Source organism: Bradyrhizobium sp. AZCC 1588 (genome assembly GCF_036924735.1).
Taxonomy (GTDB): Bacteria; Pseudomonadota; Alphaproteobacteria; order Rhizobiales; family Xanthobacteraceae; genus Bradyrhizobium.
The window spans coordinates 3983388-4006725 of record NZ_JAZHSC010000001.1 but is presented as its reverse complement, the minus strand read 5'-3'; the positions used below and the strand labels follow the sequence as shown (position 1 = coordinate 4006725).

Sequence of the window (23338 nt, the reverse complement as noted above, 5' to 3'; positions counted from 1 at the left end):
GCTATGGTCGGCGACCGGAACGGCCTCGCCCGTCAAACAGGCTGTGCTCACGCGCCAGCCCATCTCCAACGATATCGAAGAAGGCACGCACGCGCGCCGTCTTCTTCAGATCAGCATGTGTCACGATCCACAGTTCACCAACCAGATCCGGCACCGGATCGGGCAGCGCGCGGGCGAGATCGCGATCCTCATCGCCGAGATAGCAAGGAAGCAGCGCGAGACCGATGCCGGCCTTCGCGGCGATGAACTGATTGACGAGGCTGTTGGTCCGGTAGACGAAGGCGTCACCTGGCACCGTTCGATTGAGCCAGTCGGCAGCCATGATGCCAACAGCCGTTTCCTCCCATCCGATCAGAGCGTAGCGGCCGAGATCTTCGGAGGATGAAACGGCCCGGCCTCTTTCCTCGAGATAGCCGGTTGCGCCGTAAACTGTCCATGCGACATCGGCGAGCTTGCGGCCCCAGAGATCGCCCTCCTTCGGCCGCATCGGACGAAGCGCGATATCAGCCTCGCGACGCGAGAGATTGAGGACGCGGTTGTCGACCACGAGCTCGACGACGATGCCGGGATGGGTTCGCCGGAACGCGGCGAGATGGCTGGTCAGTTTTCGATACGCCAGCGTCTCCGAGGAGGTTACGCGCAGGCGGCCGGAGGGGCGGTGGTCCCGCCCCGCAATGTCGCGGTCGATGGCGAGCGCCTCATCTTCCATCCGCTCGGCCGCTGCCGCCATCCGCTCGCCGGCCGGCGTCGCTTGATAGGCTCCGCCGGGAAGCCGCTCGAACAGACGCACGCCGAGCCGCGTTTCCAGGGCATTCAGGCGCCGAAACGCGGTCGAGTGATCGATATCAAGCGCTTTGGCGGCGCCTGTGAGGCTGCTTGCCCGATGCACCGCCAACACGAGTTGGGGCTCGTTCCAGTCCTCCATGGCGCAGACGTAAGCGCCGCTTGCAGTTTCGCAAGTGACGCTGGCGTATTCCCAACGTGCTTTCCGTCGCGCCAAACGTTACCTACCGCAGCGAAAAGCGAGATGAGGAACTTAAGGTGACACCGATCCGGCCTTGCACCGGAGCGTGAGGCCACGGCCTCCTCGCATCGACAACCTTCAACACATGGGAGTCCAAGAAATGGGTGCTCCGTCCCCCGAACTTTGCAATCTATGGCTGGCACGCGCGTTCAATGCGCAGGACGTTGACGCCGCGGCAGCGATGTATCACCCCGAAGCATCGATCGTTCAGGTCGACGAGGTCCATGGCGGCAGCAGCGTCGCGCGCGGCGCCGACGGCATCCGCAAGACGATGGCGGCCTATGTCGGATTGAAGCCGCACATGGATGTTGTGACCCACCACACGACAGTTTCCGGCGACTTCGCGATGACGCGGTCGCAGTGGCTGATCAAGGGCACCGACGAAAACGGCAAGCGCACCGAGGTGCATCACCATGGTATGGAAGTTCACCGCCGGATGCCCGACGGCACCTGGGTGTTCTTCATGGATCACCCGTTCGGTGCCGATCCGAGCTGGGCGGTCGAAGCTCCGCCGCACACCGAGTAGTCCGCGCCACAAGCAGAATTCGGGCGCTTGCCACAGCCCTGGGCATGGGTGCAGGCGGCGCCGCCTTCGGTGCAGCGGCGCTGCTTGGACTGCAGGGCATCTTGACCAGCGCCGCCAAGCCGCCAGCGCCATTCCTCCTATGAGGTCTTCGAAATGCGTGCCTACCGTCGAATCGCCCCGCTGGGCCGCCTATCACGATGGGTTGACCGCGAATGTCCGACATTGGCGAGCTCAGGAACCAAGGCTTTTTCCAGGGCCACGGCAGAGAATCACGCGTTCCCGCTGCTGGATAAGCCCCGGAACGCTCTTCACAATCCCGTCACGCTGCCTGTAGTATGCAGAGCGCACGCTGCTTCGCAGCTAACATGGGGGTCAGGAGCGTTACTTGAACGCACATGTCTCGCAGGGCGGTTGGCCGGTACTGGTGCTGAACGCGGATTTCCGGCCGCTGAGTTACTACCCGCTGTCTCTCTGGTCGTGGCAGGACGCGATCAAGGCGGTGTTTCTCGATCGCGTCAACATCGTCGAGCACTACGACCGCGCGGTGCACAGCCCGAGCTTCGAGATCCAGCTTCCGAGCGTGGTGTCGCTAAAGTCCTTCGTCAAGCCGACCACGCATCCCGCCTTCACCCGGTTTAACGTCTTCCTGCGCGACCGCTTCGTCTGCCAGTATTGCCACGCGCATGACGACCTGACCTTCGATCACATCATCCCGCGCAGCAAAGGCGGCCAGACCACCTGGGAGAACGTCGTCGCGGCCTGTTCGCCATGTAACTTGCGCAAGGGCAATCTGACCCCGCAGCAGGCGAAGATGTTTCCGCGGCAACACCCGTTCGCGCCGACGGTGCATCAGTTGCATCGCAACGGGCGATTATTTCCGCCGAACTATCTGCACGATAGCTGGCTGGATTATCTCTATTGGGATACTGAGCTCGATCCGTAAACCCCGCCGCAGCTGTTTTCGCCCGTAGTACAGTTCCGCACGGCCGAAAGGCCGAGCTTCTTGCAGTGCGCCTCACATGGAATTCTCGGACATTCATCCTGAGAATGTCCACTGTTGGAAGTGAGCCGAGCTGACGGCGACTTCCCGTTTTGACCCATCTCAGATGATGCCGGTCGCTCTGCGGGCGAGCCACTCGGATCACTCATCCGACCTGGAAAATCGCTCCACCAGACGCCGGCCTACCATTTTTCACACTTTTTTGACGCCGGGCTGATGGGCTTCCTTTGATGCAGTTCAAGCGCGTCGACCGACTGCGCGTCCGTTGGGCTAACCGGACGGAATAGGATCTGGATAAGGAGATCTAACGTGAACAAGCCTTCTTCGATCAGGAAAAATTCTCTGTTTGGATCGGGCCGTTCGATGGCCATCCTTGTCGCCGCCTGTGCGATCGTCTGGACCGGTCCTGCAGCGGCAAACCTTGTCGCGAACGGCAGCTTCGAGCTGGGGACGTTCCCTGGAGGAAATTCTCTCGCTCAACAAGTTCAGCCCGGTGGCAGCGAGCTTGCTGGCTGGACAATCAGCGACGCTCCTGCGACGTGGTATGCGAGCGGATGGAGCAACAACCCTCAGCAGATCGCGCTGACGCCACGCACCGGAAATTTCGGCCTTAGCCTGGCTGATGGCACCGTAAACACCATAAGCATAAGTCAGACCATCAATCTTCTGCCATTTCAGCAGTATCAACTTAGCTTCTGGGTTGGAAACTACAGCGCCAACAATGGTTCTGCAGGGCTCAACGTCAGTATCACCGACGGAACGTCCAATACGCTCCTGTTATCGGAGAGCGTGACGGCCCCGGCAACGAGCGAGCCCTCTACATGGGTTCGGTTTGCGTTCAACTTTATCGCAGACGGGACCTCCAACACGATCAGCTTCAACGAACTCAACGGCCCTTCCTACATTGGCCTGGACGACGTGAGCGTCGCAGCCGTGCCTGAACCCGCGACCTGGGCGATGATGATATTGGGCTTCTCTGCTGTTGGCTTTATGGCCTACCGCCGGAAGTCAACGCCAGCATTGATGGTTGCCTGATCGGAGGCACACCGAGCTCGATCCATAGGCGGAGCGGTTCAGAATTCGTGGAGCGAGATACCCATCGCCGATGAACTGTGATTGGCGCGGTCGAAGACGCGCCAATCACTCGCGAGTTAGATCTGATAATCCATGTCAGCCATGCTCGCACCCGCGCCTGGAACTGTCGGTGGCCCCTTCTTCTTCGGGAGCTCAGCGACCATTGCCTCAGTGGTGACGAGCAAGCCTGCCACCGAAGCGGCGTCCTCAAGCGCAGTGCGCACCACCTTGGTGGGATCAATAATGCCCTTTGAGATCAGGTTGCCGAACTCGCCGGTCTGGGCATCAAATCCGAAGGCGTATGTATCCTTGTCCAGGATCTGTCCGACCACGAGCGAGCCATCCTCGCCCGCGTTGATGGCGATCTGGCGGGTCGGCCATGAAAGCGCTTTCTTCACGATCTCGACGCCGTAGCGCTCATCCTCGTTGACTGCTTTCAGCCTATCGAGCGCCTTGACGGCGCGAAGCAGGGGAACACCGCCGCCGGGCAAAATGCCTTCCTCGACTGCCGCCCGGGTGGCATGCAGCGCGTCGTCGACGCGATCCTTGCGCTCCCTCACCTCGACCTCGGTGGCTCCACCGACACGGATCACCGCGACGCCGCCCGCGAGCTTGGCGAGCCGCTCCTGGAGTTTCTCACGATCATAGTCGGAGGTGGTCTCCTCGATCTCGGCCTTGATCTGGGCAATGCGAGCCTCGATATCGGCTTTCTTGCCACCGCCGTTGACGATCGTCGTATTCTCCTTCTCGATCCTCACCTTCTTGGCGGAGCCCAGCAGGTTGATCGTTACGCTCTCCAGCTTGATGCCGAGATCCTCTGAGATCATGGTGCCGCCGGTAAGGATGGCGATATCCTGAAGCATCGCCTTGCGGCGATCGCCGAAGCCGGGCGCTTTCACCGCCGCGACTTTCAGTCCGCCCCGCAGCCTGTTCACGACGAGGGTGGCAAGCGCTTCGCCCTCCACGTCCTCGGCAATGATGAGCAGCGGCTTGCCTGACTGCACGATCGATTCAAGCAGCGGCAGCAGCGGCTGCAATCCCGACAGCTTTTTTTCGTAAATCAAAACGTAGGAGTCTTCGAGCTCGACCCGCATCTTCTCGGCGTTGGTAACGAAGTAGGGCGAGATATAGCCGCGCTCGAACTGCATTCCCTCCACCACTTCGAGCTCGGTCTGCAGCGACTTGGCCTCTTCCACGGTAATGACACCGTCGTTACCGACCTTCTTCATGGCATCGGCGAGGAAGCGGCCGATCTCAGCATCGCCGTTGGCCGAAATGGTTGCAACCTGCGCGATCTCGTCATTCGACGTGATCTTTTTCGAGTTCTTCTCGATATCACCGATCAGCGTATCGATCGCGCGGTCGATACCGCGCTTGAGGTCCATCGGATTCACGCCTGCGGCGACGGCCTTCGCCCCCTCTTTCACGATCGCCTGCGCAAGCACGGTGGCAGTCGTGGTGCCGTCGCCAACGCGATCCGAAGTTCTCGACGCCACCTCGCGCACCATCTGCGCGCCCATGTTCTCGAACTTGTCGTCAAGCTCGATCTCTTTCGCGACGGTCACGCCATCCTTGGTGATGCGTGGCGCACCGAACGACTTCTCGATAACGACGTTTCGTCCTTTCGGACCAAGCGTGACTTTCACCGTATTGGCGAGAATGTCGACGCCGCGCAGCATCTTCTCGCGGGCATCGACCGAAAATTTGACTTCCTTGGCAGCCATGGTCATGCTCCTAAGATACTGTTCCTCGGTTGCTCATCACATCGGGCGGCTTTCAAGCGGCCTTACGACTGGCGCCGGCCTCCCACCAGCACGCCCACAATGTCGTCTTTCAAGATCAAGTCGGTGCCATCGATCTTGCTCGGTGCCGATCGTTTGCCGAACAGCACGCGATCGCCACCTGAACGTCGATCGGAACCTACACCATGCGACCTAGGTGGGTCAGAATTGCGCTGCAAGGGGGCTTGCAAAAATCACCGGGCATCGGGCACCTGGCCGTTCTAGGAACAAACCGGCCGCTCGCGCAGTTATCTAATCCCTTGGCCTGCAGGGGGTGCCGCCGCCTTGCGGATCATGTCCCTCCTGAGCAGGATTGAAGCAACCGACGCTTAAGGCGCAACCGTGCTTACCGCGCCCGTACATCTATTGCGTCCCCCGCCCCATGTCGTCGTGGTTGGTAATGAGAAGGGCGGCTCGGGCAAAACCACAATCGCGATGCACCTCGCCGTTGCGCTGCTGAAGGCCGGCCAGCGCGTCGCAACCGTCGACCTCGATGGCCGGCAGCGGACCCTCACCCACTACGTCGAGAGCCGGCGCGGTTGGGCGCGGCGGAGCCAGGTCGATCTGGAGCTGCCAACGCATTTCTGCATTGCACGCGTCGAAGGCCCCATGGTGGCGGAAAACGAGGCCTCCGAATCCTCCGATTTCGAGCGAGCCGTTGCCGCCGCGCAGGATCGCCATGACTTCGTCGTGATCGATACGCCCCCGCATGACAGCTACCTGATGCGGCTCGCCCATTCGATCACCGATACCCTGGTAACGCCGCTCAACGACAGTTTTCTCGACCTCGACGTGCTGGCGAGGCTCGATCCGGTCACGTTGACGGTCACCGGGCTCAGCCATTACGGCGAGCTGGTACGCGAGATACGTCGCCATCGCCGCCCGGTTGACGGCGCCCTCATCGATTGGGTGGTCGTGCGCAACCGGATTTCGCCGCAACAATCATCTACCGCCCAGGTCGTTTGCGGCTGCCTGCAGGAGCTGGCCCTCAATGCAGGTTTCCGGGTTGTAACCGGCTTTCACGACCGCCCGATTTATCGCGACCTGTTTCCCCGCGGGCTCACCGCGCTGGACGAGCTATGCGAGACAGTGCCCGGCATCGACGTGGACGTCTCTCGCCGCCCCGCGTGCGGCGAGATTGAGGACCTGATCGAGGGGTTGAAACTGCCGGTCAACGATCGCGGTCGCCGCCGCGTGGCGCTGCGCGCCGAGTGGTTTGCTTCTCGCGACAGCCCGCTGGATACCGATATCCTGGCCGGTCCGTAAGCGGAGGGTGTCATTACGGAGCGTGCGGCCAACAACTTCGTGAGCGCCAGGAACGACCGTGCGTGGTGTGGGTTCGTTGGAAGCCGTAACAAGCAGCAAAGGAGATTGCGGAACATGACAATGAGATCGCGCATTTGCTCGATGGCCGGCGTGGCAGTCGCCGGCTCGTTGGCCTTCGGCGTCACCAGCGCATCCGCGCAGGCAATCTATGTCGATTCGTACGTCGACCCCTATCCCGTGGCAGTGGCTCCCGGCAGCGTTTACGTCGCACCGGCGCCGGTTGTCACGGCACCGCCGATTGTGCGGCCACGCACCGTCGTGGTCAGTCGTCGGGCCTATGTGCCGACCCCTGCGTTTGGCGCGCCGGTGCCTGTCGACTACGGACCCTACGGCTACACCACGGAAGTCGGTTATGGCATTTCCGACTGGTGAGCCCATCGCGTAGACGCCCGACGCCTGCGTTGGAAGGCCCCGCCGAGGCGGGGCCTTTTCTTTTCGCGGTCTGCCTTGCACGCTCCGGTCTCCCTTCACGCCGCCATCCAATTCTGTCACGATAGTTTTTGAGGCGCTCGCCTCATCAGAAACTAAGAGCGGCCTCTCACGCCTGCCGACGGAAACGCCCCATGCTCATCCCTATTGCCGACGTGCCGCGCTGGTATGCCGAACGCAAACCGGCGGACACCATCGCGATCAGCCACGGTAACGACACGCTCACCTGGGCACAGCTCGAGCACAATGCCAACCGCCGCGCCCGTGCCTTCGCCGCCAAGGGCGTCAAGCCCGGCGATTTCGTCGCAATCGGGCTTCCCAACAGCAACGTGTTTTTCGAAACCACCTTTGCGGTGTGGAAATGCGGCGCGACGCCGACGTCGCTGACCTGGCGGCTGCCGCGCGGCGAGGCCGCAGCCGTGCTCGATATCCTCAAGCCATCGCTGGTGGTCGGCGGCCAGCCAGACTGGAATGCGCCGAATTCGCTGCCGGCCGACTTCGTGCCTGAAGGCTTCTCGGACGAGCCCGTCGACAATCCCGTCGCACGCTACTGGAAGGCCATGACCAGCGGCGGCTCGACCGGACGGCCCAAGGTGATCCTCGATCACATGCCGGCGGTGGTGGAGACGACATTTCCCTCTCCGCTCGGCATTCCGCAGAACGCGTCGCTGCTCAACCCTGGCCCGCTCTATCACAACGCGCCGTTCATCGTGTCACACACCGCGCTGTTCAACGGCGGCCGCGTCACTGGCCTCGTCAAGTTCGATGCCGAGGAGACACTGCGCCTGATCGAGAAGAACCGCGTGCAATGGGTCAATTTCGTGCCGACCATGATGCATCGCATCTGGGCGCTTCCCGACGAGGTGCGTAACGCCTACGACCTATCCAGCCTGCAGATCGTGTTTCACATGGCAGCCCCCATGCCGCCATGGCTGAAGGAGAAATGGATCGAGTGGCTGGGGCCGGAGCGCATCTACGAGCTCTATGGCGGCACTGAGCGGCAGGGTGCCACGATCATTTCCGGCACCGAATGGCTGGCGCACAAAGGCTCGGTCGGCAAGATCGGTGACACCTGCCGCTTGCGGATCATCGGCGAGGACGGCAACGATGTAGCGCCGGGCGAGACCGGCGAGATTTATTTCCTCCCCAATGACGGCGCGGGCTCCACCTATCACTATCTCGGCGCCGAGCCGAAACGCCGGCCTGACGGCTGGGAATCGCTCGGCGATATCGGCCGGCTCGACGCGGAAGGTTATCTCTATCTCGGCGACCGGCTCGCCGACATGATCCTGCGCGGCGGCGCCAACATCTATCCGGCCGAAGTCGAGGCTGCGGTATCGGCGCATCCCGATGTGCGCTCCTGCGTCGTGGTCGGCCTGCCCGATCCCGAATTCGGGCAGCGCGTGCACGCTATTCTCGAACTCGACCGGGGCACAGACGCGAAGGCTATCGCCGACGGCATGGCTGCGTTCCTGGCCGACCGGCTCAGCCGCTACAAGCACCCGGAAAGTTTCGAGGCCGTCCATCTCGGCCTGCGCGACGATTCCGGCAAGGTTCGCCGCACGTTGCTGCGCGACGAACGCGCCCTCTGGCTGAAGGAGAACCGCGATTTCCGGATCATGCCGGCCCGCGCGCGGGCCAACGTGGAATGATCCTTAATTGGCTCTGGAACAATTGTGAATCTGCCCCCTTATGAGTCCCATGCCGGCTTATTTTGGGGGACACTTTCAAGACGGCCGTTTGCAGCATAGATTGTGATGAATTTCCCGCGCCTTCGCCCGAAACGCGCGCCGGTTCGCCAGGAGACCATCCATGCCTTCTTTGACCGAATGGAGAGTGCCGCCCGCAAACCAGCCGCGCCCGGGCGATTACGCCTTCGACCTCGACAAAGCCCTGTCGTCGGTGGTCGGTCTGCATTCGATCATTCCACCCGATGCGTTCAGCGCCGAGACGCTCGGCACCGAACGCGCCGGCAATGGCGTCGTGATCGATAACGGGCTGGTGCTGACGATCGGCTACCTCATCACCGAGGCGGAGGCCGTCTGGCTGCACCGCAGCGACGGCCGCGTGGTGGAAGGCCACGCGCTCGGCTTCGATTTCGAGTCCGGCTTCGGCCTGGTGCAAGCGCTCGGCGACCTCGACCTCGATCCGCTGCCGTTCGGTTCTTCCGCCACTGCTGCAATCGGCGACCGCGTCGTGGTCGGCGGCGCCGGCGGGCGCACGCGCTCGGTCGCCAGCCAGATCGCGGCAAAACAGGAATTCGCAGGCTACTGGGAATATCTGCTGGATGAAGCGATCTTCACCCATCCCGCACATCCCAATTGGGGCGGCACCGGGCTGATCTCGAGCCGCGGCGAACTGATCGGCATTGGCTCGCTGCAGCTCGAACGCGAGCGCGACGGCAAGGCCGAGCACGTCAACATGATCGTGCCGATCGACCTGTTGAAGCCGGTACTCGACGACATCAGGAAATTCGGCCGCGTCAACAAGCCGGCGCGACCGTGGCTCGGCATGTTCACCACCGAAATCGACAACCGCGTCGTGGTGGTCGGCATCGCCGGCAAGGGACCCGCGGCGCTCGCCGAACTGAAGACCGGCGACGTCATTCTCGCTGTCAATGGCGACAAGATCACCAGCCAGACCGGCTTCTATCGCAAGCTCTGGTCGCTCGGCAGCGCCGGCGTCGACGTACCGCTCACGGTCTACCACGAGGGTCTCACCTTCGACGTGGTGCTGGCCTCGACCGACCGCGCCAAGCTATTGAAGGCGCCAAGACTGCACTAGATCAGACTCCACTAGATCAGACTTCACTAGATCAAGACTTCACTAGAGGCTGCATTGAAATAAGGGATGGCGTGATGAGCGAGGCCGTGGTGGACGACATCGTGGCCGTGCTGCCGCCGCTGTTGCAATCGCTGGAAGCCCTCGGCTTTGTCGCGCGCTACCTGAACCCGCCCGATTTCGACCGCGTGATGGAGGCCGCAGGCCAGCCTGACGAGGCCTTGCGCGCGGTTCGCTCGAAGCTCGCAGAATGGCCGGCGGAGTTCGCAGATATCAAGACCTCCCTCGAAACGGCGAGCGATGCGGCACTCGCCGCGTTCGCTGCCCTGCGCGTCGTGCAAAATGGCAATGGCGATCTCGTCAGCGTGTTTCGCGCACTTCGCTACGCTCCGCGTGCGCAGGAGGCGCTATACGCGCTGGCGACAAAATTGCCGCCGGTGAGCGAGTTCTTCGTCGATCCGTCGCTGCGCGACGACGGCGATCTGGCGGCGCGGCTGGCGGCGCCAGCCAATCCAAGCGCCGGCGTCTTTCACGACCATAACGAGTTGGGCAGCCGCGGCGGCTTCTCGCTCTACGTGCCGGAATATTACACCCCCGACCGCGCGCTTCCGCTGGTGATGGCGCTGCATGGCGGCAGCGGCAATGGCCGCGGTTTTCTGTGGAGCTGGCTGCGCGATGCCCGTAGCCGCGGCGCGATCCTGGTCGCACCGACGGCGACCGGCTCGACCTGGGCGCTGATGGGCGACGACACCGACACGCCGAATTTGCTGCGCATCCTGGACGCCGTGCGCTCACGCTGGAACGTCGATCCCAGGCGGATGCTGCTGACCGGGATGAGCGACGGCGGCACGTTCTGCTACGTCACGGGATTCGAGAGCGCCTCGCCCTTCACCCATCTCGCACCGGTCTCGGCAACGTTTCATCCGCTGATGGCCGAAATGGCCGATGCCGACAGGCTACGTGGCCTGCCCGTTCACATCGTGCACGGGCGGCTCGACTGGATGTTTCCTGTGCAGGTGGCGCGGCAGACAGCCCAAGCGCTGTCGTCCGCAGGTGCCAACGTCATCTATCGCGAGCTCGACGATCTCAGCCACACCTATCCCCGCGAGATGAATGCGGAGATTTTGCAATGGCTGAACGGCCAGGCCTGACCACCGACGATGCATGAATGGACGGATGGATGGATGGATGGATCGGCGGTGCCGTCCTGCCGGCGAGCTTAAGCAGGACACGCCTTCGCTGAACCTTCCCAATGCGGTGCCATCCATTCTGGCTCAACTCGCCGGGCGGCCCGGTCAGCCATGCGTTGGCGATGGGACGGCTCATTCGAGAGCGTAATTTCGCGACCGAGATCGAGGCCGGCAAATACTGCGCCTCATCCTGCTCGCTGATGTTCGCTGGCGGCGCCATCCGCCGCGGCACCCCGCCCGGCGCCGCCGAAGGTGCGATCGTAGATCGGGGAACCATCCCTCGTCCTCCGCGTTAGTGAGCGGTCACGGAGGTATCGCATGCGGACGTTTGTCGGAATGATTTTGGGCGCGCTGCTGCTGGTTTTCGGCGTCTATGTCTACGATTCCATGCGGACATCGAGCGTCGCCAGCGGCCAGGTCGCGCAGGCCAATCGCACCCTCGTCAACTGGGATGTCGTGGCGGAGGACTGGAAGGCGCTGAAAACGCGCGCCCACGACGATTGGGTCAGGATCTCGTCGCGATAATTGCTTGATAATTTCCGGGCGAGATCAATCGCAACAACATTCAAACGCCGTCGTACCGAACGACGGCGTTTTGATGCGCGCGAGCTAATTGCTCTTCTTCGCCTTGCGCGCGTCGGCAATCACCATCTCGAATTCCGCCATGGTCAGGATTCCCGGCACCCGGAACTTGCCGACGATGAAGGACGGCGTTCCCTTGAATCCGAAGGCCACCGCCTGATCGTGGTTGCGGGCGAGAATGGTGTCGATCGCCTTCGCCTTCGAAGTGAGGTCGCGGTTGAGGCGGTCCATATCGATGCCGGCGCCTGCCACCAGTTCGCGGATGCGCGGTTCGGTCAATTTCGAACTGACGCCGATCATCGCCTCGTGCGCCGGCAGGTACTTATCCTGATACTTGGCGGCGAGCGCCACCCGCGCGGCATATTTCGAGACGTCGCCCAGAATCGGCCAGTCCTTCAGCACCAGGCGGACCTTGCCGTCGTCCTGCACGACCTGCTGGATCTCGGGCGCGATCTTGCGGCAGTAGGGGCAGTTGTAATCGAACCATTCGACGATGTTGATGTCGCCGTCGAGATTGCCGGTCGCGGGAGCGTCGGGGTCGCGGAGCACCAGGGCTTCGGTCAGGACGTCATCGCCTTGCGCGAACGCCGGACGCATCATGCCCGCGCCGAACAGGGCCACGCCCGCGCCGAGCAGGCCAAGCGCTTCGCGCCGCGTCGGGCCTGGGATCGTCCCGGCCGGATTATTCAATCGCTTCATCTAGGTCTCGCCAAGGGCTGCATTTCCTGTCTACGGCTGAGGTAGGGATATGTTACGCGCCAGCATATAGAGCGCCACGGCAATAATGACCACGGCGAACACGATGTTGAGCGCGCCGCGGCGCTCGGCGAGGTGCCGCGCCGAACGCGTGCCTGCCAATCCGCCGGCGAGGCCGCCCGCCACGAACAATCCCGCCAACGCCCATGAGACCAGCCCGGACCAGGCATAGCTGGCGGCCGTGGTCAGGCCGAACGCGGTAACCGCGACCAGCGAGGAGGAGACCGCGTTCATGATCGGCATGCCGGTCGCCAGCATCAGGGCCGGCACGATCAGGAATCCGCCGCCGATGCCGAAGAATCCCGACACCGTTCCGGTGGCGAGGCCGAGGCCGACGATAGCCGGCATGTTCGCCATCGAGACCTTGACATCAGGCAGGCCGATCCGCGAGCGCGTCTTCAGCATCAGCAGCGCGATGACGATCATCACCAGCGCGAATAGCGCCAATAGCCGCTGACCGTCCATCATCTTGCCGAGGATCGAGCCGCCGAAGGCGCCGGCCATGCCGGCCGCGGCGAAGATCAGCGCGCAGGACCAGATCACGGTGCCGCCACGTGCATGGTTGGACAGGTTGAGCGCGGCGTTGGCGGCCACCGCAATCGCACTGGTGCCGATCGCGACATGGGGCTCCGCCACACCGACCACATAGACCATCAGCGGCACCGCCAGGATCGAGCCGCCGCCGCCGACCAGGCCAAGCGAGAACCCAACCAGCATCCCCGACGCCAGTCCCAGCACGCCTTGCGCGGTGGAGATGATCAAGTTGAAAGACTCAGTTGCACGGCGCGACCATAGAAGGATTTTCTGCAAATCGCCATGGCCGCAGCACGAAGCTGCACTGCAATACACATCAGCCGATCAGGCTGCGACGTGCCCCCTCTCTGGCGACGCGCCCTCGCGGCTGGTCAGCGCCATCAGCGTGCCGGTCATGGTCGCGATCAGCGTCTCCTTGCCGTCATGCGCCGCATAGGCGCGGGCCTCGCATACCGTCAGCGTGCGGCCGGGCTTGACGACGTTGGCGCGGAACGCGAACCGCTCGCCGCGCGCCGGCGCCAGCAAGTTGGTCTTGAATTCCACGGTGAGGATTCCCGCACCCGGCGGCATCAGCGTGAAGGCGGCGACGCCGCAGGCATTGTCGAGCGCGGCCGTGATGATACCGGCGTGGATGAAGCCGTGCTGCTGGGTGAGGTCGAGCGAATAGTCCATCGCGAGATCGACCTCGCCCGGCTCCAGCCGCACGATCGAAATGCCGAGCGTCTTCATCGCGCGCTGCTGCTCGAACATGTCGGTGGCGAGGGCGCGATAATCCGGGTTCTTCGGCTGGTAGAGCGGCATCGGTCAGGCCAGCGCCGGTTCGAGATGCCTCGTTGCGGCGATGTTCTGCTGCACGGCGGCCATGCCGCGGCCGGAGTTGCTCGTCTCCATCGTTTGCTCCCGCTCTTTGTCTCTTGATACGGTAGCGTATCAGACCCTCTCCAGGTTAGCAATACGGTACCGTATCAACACTCGGCGAGACCGCACCAATGAGCGACGCCAAAGGAGAGCCGCGAACCGGAGAGGCCCGCGCCGGCGAGGTTCGCCACGAGAGCTGGATCGAGGCTGGCTTTGAGGAAATCGCCCGGACCGGCGTCGAGGGCCTACGGGTCGAGGTGCTGGCCAAGAACCTCGGCGTCACCAAGGGTGGCTTTTACCGCCGCTTCCGCGACCGCGCGGCGCTGCTGGACGCCATGCTGCAGCACTGGAGCGCAGGCCGCGTCGCCGCGATCGAGAAACAGACCAGCCTCGACGGCGCGACCGCGCGCGAGCGGCTGAAGGCGCTGATCGCGCTCTATTCCGAGCGCATGAACACCGAGGCCATGGCGGTCGAACTGGCGATCCGGCAATGGGCCCGCTCCGACGAGCTGGCTGCCAATGCGGTGGCGAGCGTGGACGCCGCGCGCCTGAAGAATGTCGGGCATCTCTATCGCGCGACGGGACTGGCGGCCGAGGAGGCCGACGCGCAGGCGTTCCTGTTCTACTGCTTCGTGTTCGGGCAGAGCTTGCTGTTTCTCGAACGCGGCCAGCGCAAGCGCGCGCAATTGGTGGCGAAGTCGGCCGAAACATTGCTCCGCGAAACATAGGCGCGGCCGAAACCTCCGGCCGCGCCCACGTCGATTGCTGGCTAGGCCGAGCCCTTCAGCTTCTTGTTGCATTCGCTGTAATAGCCGCCGCCCTTCTGGATCCACTTCATCCCGCCATTGGCGTTGCTGGCCTTGTTGGCGTTGTATTGATCGAGGCAGGTGTGGAAGCGCTGCTTCGTCGCCGTCTCCTTCGAATATTTTGCGTCGACCGCGGTCGGAAAAGTCGCGGGGCCGGATGGCGCCGCCGGCGCAGCCGCAGGTGCGGCGTCCTTCTTGGCAGCCGTCTTCTCTTCCTTCGGCGCGGCGGCCGGAGCCGCAGCGGCGGCAGCGGGCGCGGCGTCGGCTCCGCACTGGGCTTTCCGGAAGTCGTTCCACTTCTGGCCGCCGAGCGTGCCGGCAGCCTTCGCCGCCTGGTATTTGGCGCTGCATTCCTGCGCCGTCAGGGCATTCGCCTGCGAGGTCATCGCAAACGCAGCCAACGCCGACAGCGCACACGCGCCCAGTATTTTTGCTTGAATAGTCATCCCTGGTCTCCTTAGGGCAGTAGTCATCTGCGGCGACCATCCTAGCGCAACCACAGCTTGCGACAACGCATCGGGCCACCGCTGTAGTAAAAATTTTTCTGGCGGCGAACAGGCGCGATCCGCCGTCGCATTCAGCCCGCGTTCAGCCAAGGCTACGGGACGTTTGTGCAGGCATTGTGCAGACGCTACCCATGCATTGCTGCAATCGCGTGACGCATTTGTCCGGTGCAAGCGGATTTGCCATAAGGCGGCGTGAGCCTGATCCCCGCCTCGATATCCTCCGCTATGTCCGACCGCGCCAAGATTCTCGGCACGCTGGAGACGCTCGTCATCGGCGCCGCCGGCGGCTTGCTGTTTCTGTGGCTTAACCTGCCGGGCGGGTTGATTTCCGGCGCGATGGCCGCGGTGGGCATCGCCGCGCTGGCAGGGCGGTCGGTCACCATGCCGGCGATCCTGACGCAGAGCGTTTTGGTGCTGCTCGGCATCACGCTGGGCTCGCTGGTATCGCGGCAGCTGATCCAGCACATGAGCGCCTATCCCCTGACCATCGGCCTGTTGGCGCTGGCGACGTTCTGCTCGACCTTCGGCTCGAGCTTCTATCTGCAGCGCGTGCACGGCTGGGACCAGACCTCGGCGCTGCTGGCGGGAAGTCCCGGCGCGCTGTCGCAGATCACCATGCTCGCCGCCGAGAAGGGCGCCGATGTCGCGGCAATCGCGGTGGTGCAGACCATGCGCGTGATCATCCTGACCGCCGCCCTGCCGCTGCTGCTGGCTTTGACCGGCATTGCGTCGATTACGCCGACGGAAGTGGCGAGCCTCATTGCTTCGCCGCTCGAGCTCGCCGTGCTGGCAGCCGCGGCCATCGCCGTCGCACTGCTCTTGCGGCTCGCCAAATTTCCGGCGAGCTGGATGTTCGGCGCGATGATTGCTTCCGCCGCGCTGCACGGCACCGGCCTGATCGACGGCGGCCTGCCGCCCTGGATGCGCGGCGTGGCGCTGGTCGGCATCGGCGCCGTGATCGGCACGCGCTTTGCGCGCATCAGCAAGTCGACGCTGCTCAGCCACATCAATGCCGGGCTCGGCTCGTTTGCGGTTGCGATTCTCATCTCCGCCATTTTCGTCACGGTGATCATGCTGGCCACCGATGTGCGCTTCGCCGACGTCGTCGTCGCGTTTGCACCAGGCGCGATGGACGCCATGCTGGCGCTGGCGCTCACGCTGCATATCGATCCAATCTTCGTCGGCGCCCATCATCTGTCGCGCTTTGTTTTCGTCTCGATCACGACGCCCGGCATCGTGCATCTGTTCGGCCGCCCGCAGGAGGATGTGGATGATTAGGGGACGTTTCCTCGTCGCAAATAGCGTGCGATGTATCTGAGGTCTCGCCGCAACATGGCTGTCATCCCCGCGAAGGCGGGGATCCAGTACGCCGCGGCTTATCGGCTCAATCACCGCTATCTCTGGAATACTGGATCCCCGCCTTCGCGGGGATGACAACTGAATATGAGGCAGCGTTCTCGCGACATGCTTTGCCCGAGGTTTGCTGTTCACCTCCCGCCCTCTCCCATCTGAGGGCGCAGGGAAGACCGGGTGCGCGCCGCACCCGCGGTCTCGTGTGCAAAGTGCGCAAAGGAAAACGCACACGAGCATACAGGTACAGCGGGAGCATCCCGGCCTTCCCTGCGCAATGGCTTTACGGCTTACTTCGTGCTCTTCCCGGAGAACGGCTCTTTTGCCTCCGTCGCTGCGCAAATAGTTTCACGCAACTTAACGCCAGCACCGCGGCGCCCGAACCACACGACTTCGCCGTACGCTTCCTGCGCGTACGTCTAGCGCGCCATCCGCGTCCATCGCATCTCACTGCACGTTCGTGACGATCGCGAAGCGCCCCTCATCCGCCGTGAGACGGGCGGAGTTATGCGACTGATTTGGGTAAGAACGAAAGCGGAATATTTTTTATTCCTGGGCTTGACATAATTTCGGAAAATCAGAAGTGATTTGCCCGTCGTGCCAGTTGGTCGCAGCCGCGCGTTGAATTTTCGCTTGTGCGCGCGGCAAATCAGTCGGCGGTCTCGTAGGGTGGGCAAAGCGCAAGCGTGCCCACCATCACGAAGCGTGCTCGATGATGAATGGTGGGCACGGCGCTACCGCGCCTTTGCCCATCCTACGAGGCTGCCCGCTTGGCTGACACGATGCCCCACATGGCGATCGCCGCCATCGCCAGCGAGATCAGCACGTTGTAGCCGGCAAGCGAGAGCCCGAGGAAGCGCCACTGCACCTCGTCGCACCGCACCACTTTCACAGTGTCGAGACGCTGCAGCAGCGTGCCGGCGCTGCCGAGATCGGCCAGCGGGCCGGAGCAATCGGTCGGGCCCTGCCAGAATTGCCATTCGACGCCGGCGTGATAGCCGCCGAGCCAGGCATTGGCGAGCACAGCGAGCAGAAGCACCGCAAACCCGGCCAGCGCTACCTGCCGCGGCGCCCCGCGCGAAGCGGCAAAGGCGACCAGAAGGCCGAGCGGGACCGCCAGATAATAGGCGTAGCGCTGTTCGAGGCAGAGCGGACAGGGGCGGATATCCAGCACAAGCTGGAAGAACCAGGCGCCTGCCAGCGTCGCCGCGGCGACGAACGCGATCGCCAGCGCCGCAACGACGACCGGATCGGCGGGACGGCGCGCGTGCGACGAATGGAGGGCGTCTGACGTCACGGATGTTCTCCGGAGCATGGATCCATGCTCAAAATAGGCATCAGCCTCCTATCCCGCCACCGCCCAGGTGTCGAGATGCCCACAATCACTTCCACGCGGGTTGACCCGGAAGCGCCGCCCGCTATATTCCGCCGGCTTCGCCGCACCGGCCTCCCGGCCTCGCGTCCGAAGGCCCCTGTGGCGGAACTGGTAGACGCGCTCGACTCAAAATCGAGTTCCGCAAGGAGTGCTGGTTCGATTCCGGCCAGGGGCACCATTCAATGCCAACGATCGCCGGTTACCCGCGGGATTCCTGCCACGACGTCAGGCCGGTTCTTTTCTAGCCAGGCCACAGCCTCCGAGCCGTCGACAATACACTCGAATGTTTCCCAGGTTGGGTCCTCCAGGGATTCTAGCTGCAGGCGCTTTGCCGCGTACTCGACGAGGTCATGCACGCGTTCGTATCCTCGTCGATGCTCCACGGATTCTGCGATTGCTGTGCTGGCCCACCCTCGTTGGGCCAAATCGATAATGCGTGGAGCATCGGCCTCGCTGAACCATGGTGTGACATCGAACTCGATACACAGGATATTATCGGCGGTATGGCAAGTAGCGTGGATCATTGAGTCCCTTTCTGTCGTGCGTGCCCATCAGCCCTTGACCAGGCCCCCCAGCAAATTGGCAGTCACCATCAGCTTGGCGAGCGTCAGGCCGCTGGCCGCGATCTCCTCGACCGAGCGGCGGATGCGTGTCGCTTCAGGATGAGCCGCGAGCCAGTTGCCAACGGCCTGCTGGCCGGACTCGCCGGTTGCCAGCATGTTGGCGACCAAGGTTCTTTCCGCACCAGCGATCTGGTCAACGGCGCGATCGATGGCGAGACGTTCGTAATTATCGTTCGCGGGCACGCTACGCGCGGCAGCGATGATGCGATTGAGGCTGAAATCGGCCTCGGCAGCGAAGAAGGTCGTGGCGGCGTCACCGATGGCCCGGTTGGTGCGCGCCGCAACGGTTACGATATCCAGTGCCGAAACCAGGGCATCGAGATTAGCGAGCTCGGCGGCAAGGTCGGCCGGCACGCCGGCATCGATCAGGTCCTGCCGCCGCCTGGTGCGCCCGCTTCGCAAGTCCTCCGGCAGGCTCTTGTCGAGCCCGGCGGCAATCTGCCGGATTCCGGGGCCGAAGCGTGCGATCACGGCATCGAGGCCCGCCTTGAAATCGACATTGCGCACATACCAGACCATGCGGGAGAGCAGGAGATCCTGAATCGCCGCGTAGAGGGTAAGTTGCAATTGCCCGTCGATGCGGGTGTCGAGTGCGTCGATCGCGGCATTCAGCCGCTTGAGCCCATAGCATTCATCCACCGCCACATAGGCCATGACTATGGTCGGGATATCGGCATCGGTCTCATCAATCAGGCGTACGACACAGGCCGGGCCGCCGCGGTTGATCACGGCATTGGCGAGACTGGTCGCGATGATCTCCCGCCGCAGCCGATGCAACTGCACCGCTGTCGGGAATTTGTCTTGAACCTCGCGCGGAAAATACTGGGACAGCTCGCGGGCGAGATAAGGATCGTCGGGTACGCCGGTGACGAGCAGGTCATCGTAGAGCGTCAGCTTGGCGTAAGCGAGCAACACGGCAAGTTCAGGCCGCGTCAGGAGCGCACCGCGCCTCGTGCGTTCGGCGATCGCCGCGTCGTCGGGCAAGAATTCAACAGCGCGGCTAAGCAGCCCGCGCTGCTCCAGCGATTGCATCAAGCGGGTGAGGAAGCCCATCTCGGCCAGGCCCCTACGTTCGGCGAGGGAGAGCGTCAGCGTCTGCAGATAGTTGTTGCGCAGTACCAGCGTGCCGACCTCCTCGGTCATCGCGGCGAGCAGGCTATTGCGGTCGTCAGGGGTGAGGCGTCCCTCGCGCTCGGGGCGAGCCAACGCGATCTTGATGTTGACCTCGACGTCGGACGTGTTCACGCCGGCCGAATTGTCGATCGCGTCGGTGTTGAGCTTCACGCCCTTCTGCGCCGCTTCAATGCGGCCGCGCTGGGTGACCCCGAGATTGGCGCCTTCGCCGATCACCCGGGCACGGACATCCGCGCCCGCGATGCGGATTGGATCGTTGGCGCGATCGCCGACATGATCGTCGCTTTCGCCCGACGCGCGGATATAGGTGCCGATGCCGCCAAACCACAGAAGGTCCGCGCGCGCTCTCAGGATCGCCGTCATCACCTCGAAAGGCGTCGCTTGCGACCTGTCGAGATCGAGAAGGATCCGCAGTTCCGGTGTGAGCGGGATCGCCTTGAGCGAGCGCGAGAACACGCCGCCGCCTGGCGAGATCAGCGACTTGTTGTAGTCCTGCCAACTCGAGCGTGGCAGGTCGAACAGGCGCTTGCGTTCGGCGAAGCTGATCGCCGGGTCGGGTGCAGGATCGATGAAAATGTCGCGGTGATCGAAAGCCGCCACCAGCTTTGTCGCCGGCGAGAGCAGCATGCCGTTGCCGAAGACATCGCCGGACATGTCGCCGACGCCGACCGCGGTAAAGGGCATGGTTTGAATGTCGGTGCCGAGCTCGCGGAAGTGACGCTTGACCGCCTCCCAGGCTCCTCGCGCCGTGATCCCCATCTTCTTGTGGTCATAGCCCTGGCTGCCGCCGGAGGCGAAGGCATCGCCGAGCCAATGGTTCTTCTCGGCCGAGATCGCGTTGGCTATGTCGGAGAAGGTAGCGGTGCCCTTGTCGGCGGCGACGACGAGGTAGGGGTCGTCGCCGTCATGGCGCAGGGTGGAGTCCGGTGGCACGATGATGTCGCCGTCGAAATTGTCGGTGAGCTCGAGCAGCGTGCGAACGAAGATGCGATAGGCTTCGGTGCCCTCGGCCAGCCAGGCCTCGCGATTGGACGGCGGCGGCAGTCGCTTGGGTACGAAACCGCCTTTGGCGCCGACGGGAACGATTACGGAGTTCTTGACCTGCTGGGCCTTGACCAGACCGAGGATTTCCGTGCGGAAATCCTGCGGCCGGTCGGACCAGCGCAAGCCACCGCGCGCCACCTTGCCGAAGCGCAGATGAATGCCTTCGACACGGGGCGAATAGACGAAAATCTCGTAGAGCGGTCGCGGAGCCGGCAGGTCCTCGATCCTGCGCGCGTCGAACTTGAAGGAAATCACCGGACGCGGATGTCCGTCCTCGCCGACCTGCCACAGGTTGGTGCGGATGGTTGCCTGCACCAGATTGGTGAACCGGCGCAGGATGCGGTCTTCATCGAGTGAGGCGACGGATTTGAGCTGCTCCTCGATCTCGGCAAGCAGGGCGCTCTCGCGCGCCGAACGTTCGGCGTCGGTGGCGGCGAGGCGTGGATCGAGGCGGGCCTGGAACAGCGCGACGAGGTTGGCGGTGATCGCGGCGTTCTTGCGCAGGGTTTCCCACATATAGTCCTGGGTGAACGGCGCGCGGATCTGGTGCAGGTAGCGGGACAACGCGCGGATGGCCGAGACTTCCCTCCAACCCAGAGCCGTGCGCAGGATTAGCGCGTTATAGCCGTCGGACTCGGCGCGGTCGCGCACCACCGCCATCATCGAGGCTTCCAGGCGATGGCTGAATTCCGGGCTGATCTCGATCGGCTGGCCGTCGCTGGTCTCGATCGTCATATCGTGCAGCCATACCGGCGCCGGCCGGGCGACGGGCACGATCTGATAAGTCCGTTCGTTGACCACGCGCAGGCCGTGATTCTCGATCACCGGCACGCGGTAGGACAGCGACAGCGGTGCGGTGTCGGAGAAGACCTTGAGGCCGAAGCGCCTGGGATCGTCGTGGCCCTCGTCGCGGTGAACCAAAATCGCCACCGGGCGCGCTGTCGTGAGCTTTTCGATGGCGGCGATGTCGGCGATCGCTCGTTCCGCACTGAAAACCTCGGTGTAGCCGCCGGCGAAGGCCCGGGCATAGCGGTTGGCGAGCATGCGCGCGCGCATGCCATCGGTAGACGCGTTAAGCGCGACCTTGAGCTTGTCGGCCCAGGTCGCGGCAATGGCGCTGATCCCGGCTTCGAGTGTCGCGCGCTCGACGACGGGCGTTTTGCCTTCATAGCGCCCGATAATGTAATGGACGCGCGCAAGTGATCCTTCGGGGAAGGACACGTAGGAGGCCGCCAGCCGTCCCTCATAGGCCTGCGACAGGAAGTTGGCGACGCGCGTGCGCACGTCGGTGTCGTACTTCTCGCGCGGAATGAAGGCGAGGATGGAGACGAAGCGATCGAACTTGTCCACCCGTGACAGCGCCCGGACGCGGGGACGCTCATAGAGGATCAGGATCTCCATGACGAAATTGTAGAGCGTGTCGACGTCGACCTGGAATAGCTCGTCACGCGGATATTCTTCGAGAATATGCATAAGCGCCTTGCCCGAATGGCTGTTCGGGTCGAAACCCGCGCGCTGCAGGACTCGCTCCACCTTATGGCGGACATAAGGGATCTGCCGTGCCGACCGCGTGTAGGCGCCCGAGGTGAACAGGCCGACGAGCCGCAATTCGCCTTCGAGGCGGCCATCGGGCGTGTAGAGCTTGATGCCCACATAGTCCATCCGGATGCGGCGATGAACGCGGCTGGAGACATTGGCCTTGATCACGATGAGCAGTGTCGGCTCGCGCATGAACTCGCGAATTTCCGCCGTCATCACCACCATTTCGGTACCGCGGCGCAGGACCTTCACATCGGGATCTCGCAAGATGCCGAAGCCTTCGCCGGTCGAGACGTCGTCGGACGCATCAGCTTCTGGCGCGATGCGATATTCGCGCAGGCCCAGAAAGGTGAAATTGTCCGCGCACAGCCATTGCAGGAACTGGCTGGCTTCGGCGACCTCGTCGATCGGCAGCGGCGGCGGATTGGAAGAGAAGGTCCTGATCGCCTCCTCGATGCGGGCGCGCATGGGTTTCCAGTCGGTGACGCAGGCGCGCACGTCGTTCAACGTCCTGGTCAGGCCGTCGATCAGCTTCTGGCGGTCGGCTTCGGCGTCCAGCCGGGTGATGTGGAGATGTATCAGGCTTTCGCGCGCACCTCTTGCTCCATCCGGCAGTGCGTCGCCATGGAAGCGCATGAGCTGGCCTTCCTCGTCGCGCTCCACGGCGATGATCGGGTGAGCAACCAGGGCGACCTCGATGCCCTGCTCGGCGAGCTCCGCCAGCGTGGAATCGAACAGGAAGGGCATGTTGTCGTTGAGAACTTCGAGCACGGAGATCTCGCGGCCATCCGGCATCATCGGATTGACGACGCGGATATCGGCGCGACCCGTCGTGCGCCGCTGCACATGTTGCCAGGCCTGCTCGGCCAGGAAGGCCAGCGAGGTGGCGTCGTAGCCGGCGATATCCTCGCTATTGGTGTGGCCGAACAGCAGCTCGGCAAACATCCGGGGGGTCTTGCCCAGTTGCACGCTTCCCGCTGCATCGCGGATCAGGGTCGCCCGGGCCTTGTCGTCGCGCCACGCTTCCATGACCTCCTCCATTTCTCGCAACGTCCGACCGCAATCGCGATCATCAGCTTGATTCTGGAGTGCATCCCTTC

21 protein-coding genes and 1 tRNA gene are annotated in these 23338 nt (G+C 63.4%); 13 read left to right on the top strand and 9 right to left on the bottom strand.

The annotated features are described in order from the left end of the window. Position 1 precedes the first annotated feature (1 nt). The gene (locus V1277_RS18825; RefSeq protein WP_334417603.1) at positions 2–1000 is read right to left on the bottom strand and encodes a LysR family transcriptional regulator; all 999 of its coding nucleotides are present in this window, start codon (positions 998–1000) and stop codon (positions 2–4) included. A gap of 124 nt (positions 1001–1124) precedes the next feature. Between V1277_RS18825 and V1277_RS18820 the strand changes: the two genes are divergently transcribed. The 3 genes from V1277_RS18820 (at position 1125) to V1277_RS18810 (ending at position 3585) form a co-directional block, all read left to right on the top strand. Continuing rightward, positions 1125–1550: a YybH family protein gene (locus V1277_RS18820; RefSeq protein WP_334370540.1), complete on the top strand. Its 426-nt coding sequence runs from the start codon at positions 1125–1127 to the stop codon at positions 1548–1550. A gap of 385 nt (positions 1551–1935) precedes the next feature. After that, on the top strand, positions 1936–2493 hold the full coding sequence (locus V1277_RS18815; RefSeq protein ID WP_334417602.1) for an HNH endonuclease: 558 nt from the start codon (positions 1936–1938) through the stop codon (positions 2491–2493). A 366-nt stretch (positions 2494–2859) separates the two neighbouring features. Beyond that, positions 2860–3585 (top strand): PEPxxWA-CTERM sorting domain-containing protein, encoded by a 726-nt coding sequence (locus tag V1277_RS18810; protein ID WP_334417601.1) that lies wholly within the window; start codon positions 2860–2862, stop codon positions 3583–3585. A 116-nt stretch (positions 3586–3701) separates the two neighbouring features. Here the strand turns inward: V1277_RS18810 and groL are convergent, their stop codons facing one another. Then, entirely contained in the window at positions 3702–5348 is a 1647-nt protein-coding gene (gene groL / locus V1277_RS18805) for a chaperonin GroEL (protein WP_334417600.1), read from the bottom strand. A 399-nt stretch (positions 5349–5747) separates the two neighbouring features. On the opposite strand from groL, the gene V1277_RS18800 reads away from it, so the two are divergent. The 7 genes from V1277_RS18800 (at position 5748) to V1277_RS18770 (ending at position 11656) form a co-directional block, all read left to right on the top strand. Further along, the gene (locus V1277_RS18800; RefSeq protein WP_334417599.1) at positions 5748–6671 is read left to right on the top strand and encodes a division plane positioning ATPase MipZ; all 924 of its coding nucleotides are present in this window, start codon (positions 5748–5750) and stop codon (positions 6669–6671) included. Positions 6672–6785: 114 nt separating this feature from the next. Then, positions 6786–7103, top strand: a complete 318-nt coding sequence (locus tag V1277_RS18795) for a hypothetical protein (protein WP_334370548.1) — start codon at positions 6786–6788, stop codon at positions 7101–7103. Positions 7104–7294: 191 nt separating this feature from the next. Then, complete coding sequence (locus V1277_RS18790) at positions 7295–8812, top strand: AMP-binding protein (protein ID WP_334417598.1); 1518 nt, start codon at positions 7295–7297, stop codon at positions 8810–8812. Between the two features lie 160 nt (positions 8813–8972). Next, on the top strand, positions 8973–9944 hold the full coding sequence (locus V1277_RS18785) for a S1C family serine protease (RefSeq protein WP_334417597.1): 972 nt from the start codon (positions 8973–8975) through the stop codon (positions 9942–9944). A 74-nt stretch (positions 9945–10018) separates the two neighbouring features. After that, positions 10019–11092: a phospholipase gene (locus V1277_RS18780; RefSeq protein WP_334417596.1), complete on the top strand. Its 1074-nt coding sequence runs from the start codon at positions 10019–10021 to the stop codon at positions 11090–11092. A 101-nt stretch (positions 11093–11193) separates the two neighbouring features. After that, positions 11194–11427: a hypothetical protein gene (locus V1277_RS18775; protein WP_334420549.1), complete on the top strand. Its 234-nt coding sequence runs from the start codon at positions 11194–11196 to the stop codon at positions 11425–11427. Between the two features lie 22 nt (positions 11428–11449). Then, the gene (locus V1277_RS18770) at positions 11450–11656 is read left to right on the top strand and encodes a hypothetical protein (protein WP_334417595.1); all 207 of its coding nucleotides are present in this window, start codon (positions 11450–11452) and stop codon (positions 11654–11656) included. Between the two features lie 84 nt (positions 11657–11740). On the opposite strand, the gene V1277_RS18765 is transcribed toward V1277_RS18770, so the two are convergent. The 3 genes from V1277_RS18765 to V1277_RS18755 all read right to left on the bottom strand — a co-directional run bounded on the left by V1277_RS18765 (position 11741) and on the right by V1277_RS18755 (position 13804). Then, positions 11741–12412, bottom strand: a complete 672-nt coding sequence (locus tag V1277_RS18765) for a DsbA family protein (protein ID WP_334417594.1) — start codon at positions 12410–12412, stop codon at positions 11741–11743. Positions 12413–12442: 30 nt separating this feature from the next. Then, positions 12443–13228: a sulfite exporter TauE/SafE family protein gene (locus tag V1277_RS18760; protein ID WP_334376936.1), complete on the bottom strand. Its 786-nt coding sequence runs from the start codon at positions 13226–13228 to the stop codon at positions 12443–12445. Between the two features lie 99 nt (positions 13229–13327). Then, positions 13328–13804 (bottom strand): PaaI family thioesterase, encoded by a 477-nt coding sequence (locus tag V1277_RS18755; protein ID WP_334417593.1) that lies wholly within the window; start codon positions 13802–13804, stop codon positions 13328–13330. A gap of 188 nt (positions 13805–13992) precedes the next feature. On the opposite strand from V1277_RS18755, the gene V1277_RS18750 reads away from it, so the two are divergent. Beyond that, on the top strand, positions 13993–14589 hold the full coding sequence (locus V1277_RS18750; protein ID WP_334417592.1) for a TetR/AcrR family transcriptional regulator: 597 nt from the start codon (positions 13993–13995) through the stop codon (positions 14587–14589). A 41-nt stretch (positions 14590–14630) separates the two neighbouring features. On the opposite strand, the gene V1277_RS18745 is transcribed toward V1277_RS18750, so the two are convergent. Then, positions 14631–15113, bottom strand: coding sequence for a hypothetical protein (locus V1277_RS18745; protein ID WP_334417591.1), 483 nt, complete (start codon positions 15111–15113; stop codon positions 14631–14633). A 252-nt stretch (positions 15114–15365) separates the two neighbouring features. On the opposite strand from V1277_RS18745, the gene V1277_RS18740 reads away from it, so the two are divergent. After that, positions 15366–16451 carry an AbrB family transcriptional regulator gene (locus V1277_RS18740; protein ID WP_442894499.1) on the top strand — a complete coding sequence of 362 codons (1086 nt, stop codon included), beginning with the start codon at positions 15366–15368 and terminating at the stop codon, positions 16449–16451. 826 nt (positions 16452–17277) lie between these two features. Here the strand turns inward: V1277_RS18740 and V1277_RS18735 are convergent. After that, complete coding sequence (locus tag V1277_RS18735; RefSeq protein ID WP_442894498.1) at positions 17278–17838, bottom strand: disulfide bond formation protein B; 561 nt, start codon at positions 17836–17838, stop codon at positions 17278–17280. 153 nt (positions 17839–17991) lie between these two features. Between V1277_RS18735 and V1277_RS18730 the strand changes: the two genes are divergently transcribed. Beyond that, positions 17992–18076 (top strand) — tRNA-Leu (locus tag V1277_RS18730). A gap of 1 nt (position 18077) precedes the next feature. Here the strand turns inward: V1277_RS18730 and V1277_RS18725 are convergent. Then, positions 18078–18422 carry a hypothetical protein gene (locus V1277_RS18725; RefSeq protein WP_334417588.1) on the bottom strand — a complete coding sequence of 115 codons (345 nt, stop codon included), beginning with the start codon at positions 18420–18422 and terminating at the stop codon, positions 18078–18080. 27 nt (positions 18423–18449) lie between these two features. After that, entirely contained in the window at positions 18450–23279 is a 4830-nt protein-coding gene (locus V1277_RS18720) for an NAD-glutamate dehydrogenase (protein ID WP_334417587.1), read from the bottom strand. Between the last annotated feature and the right edge of the window lie 59 nt (positions 23280–23338).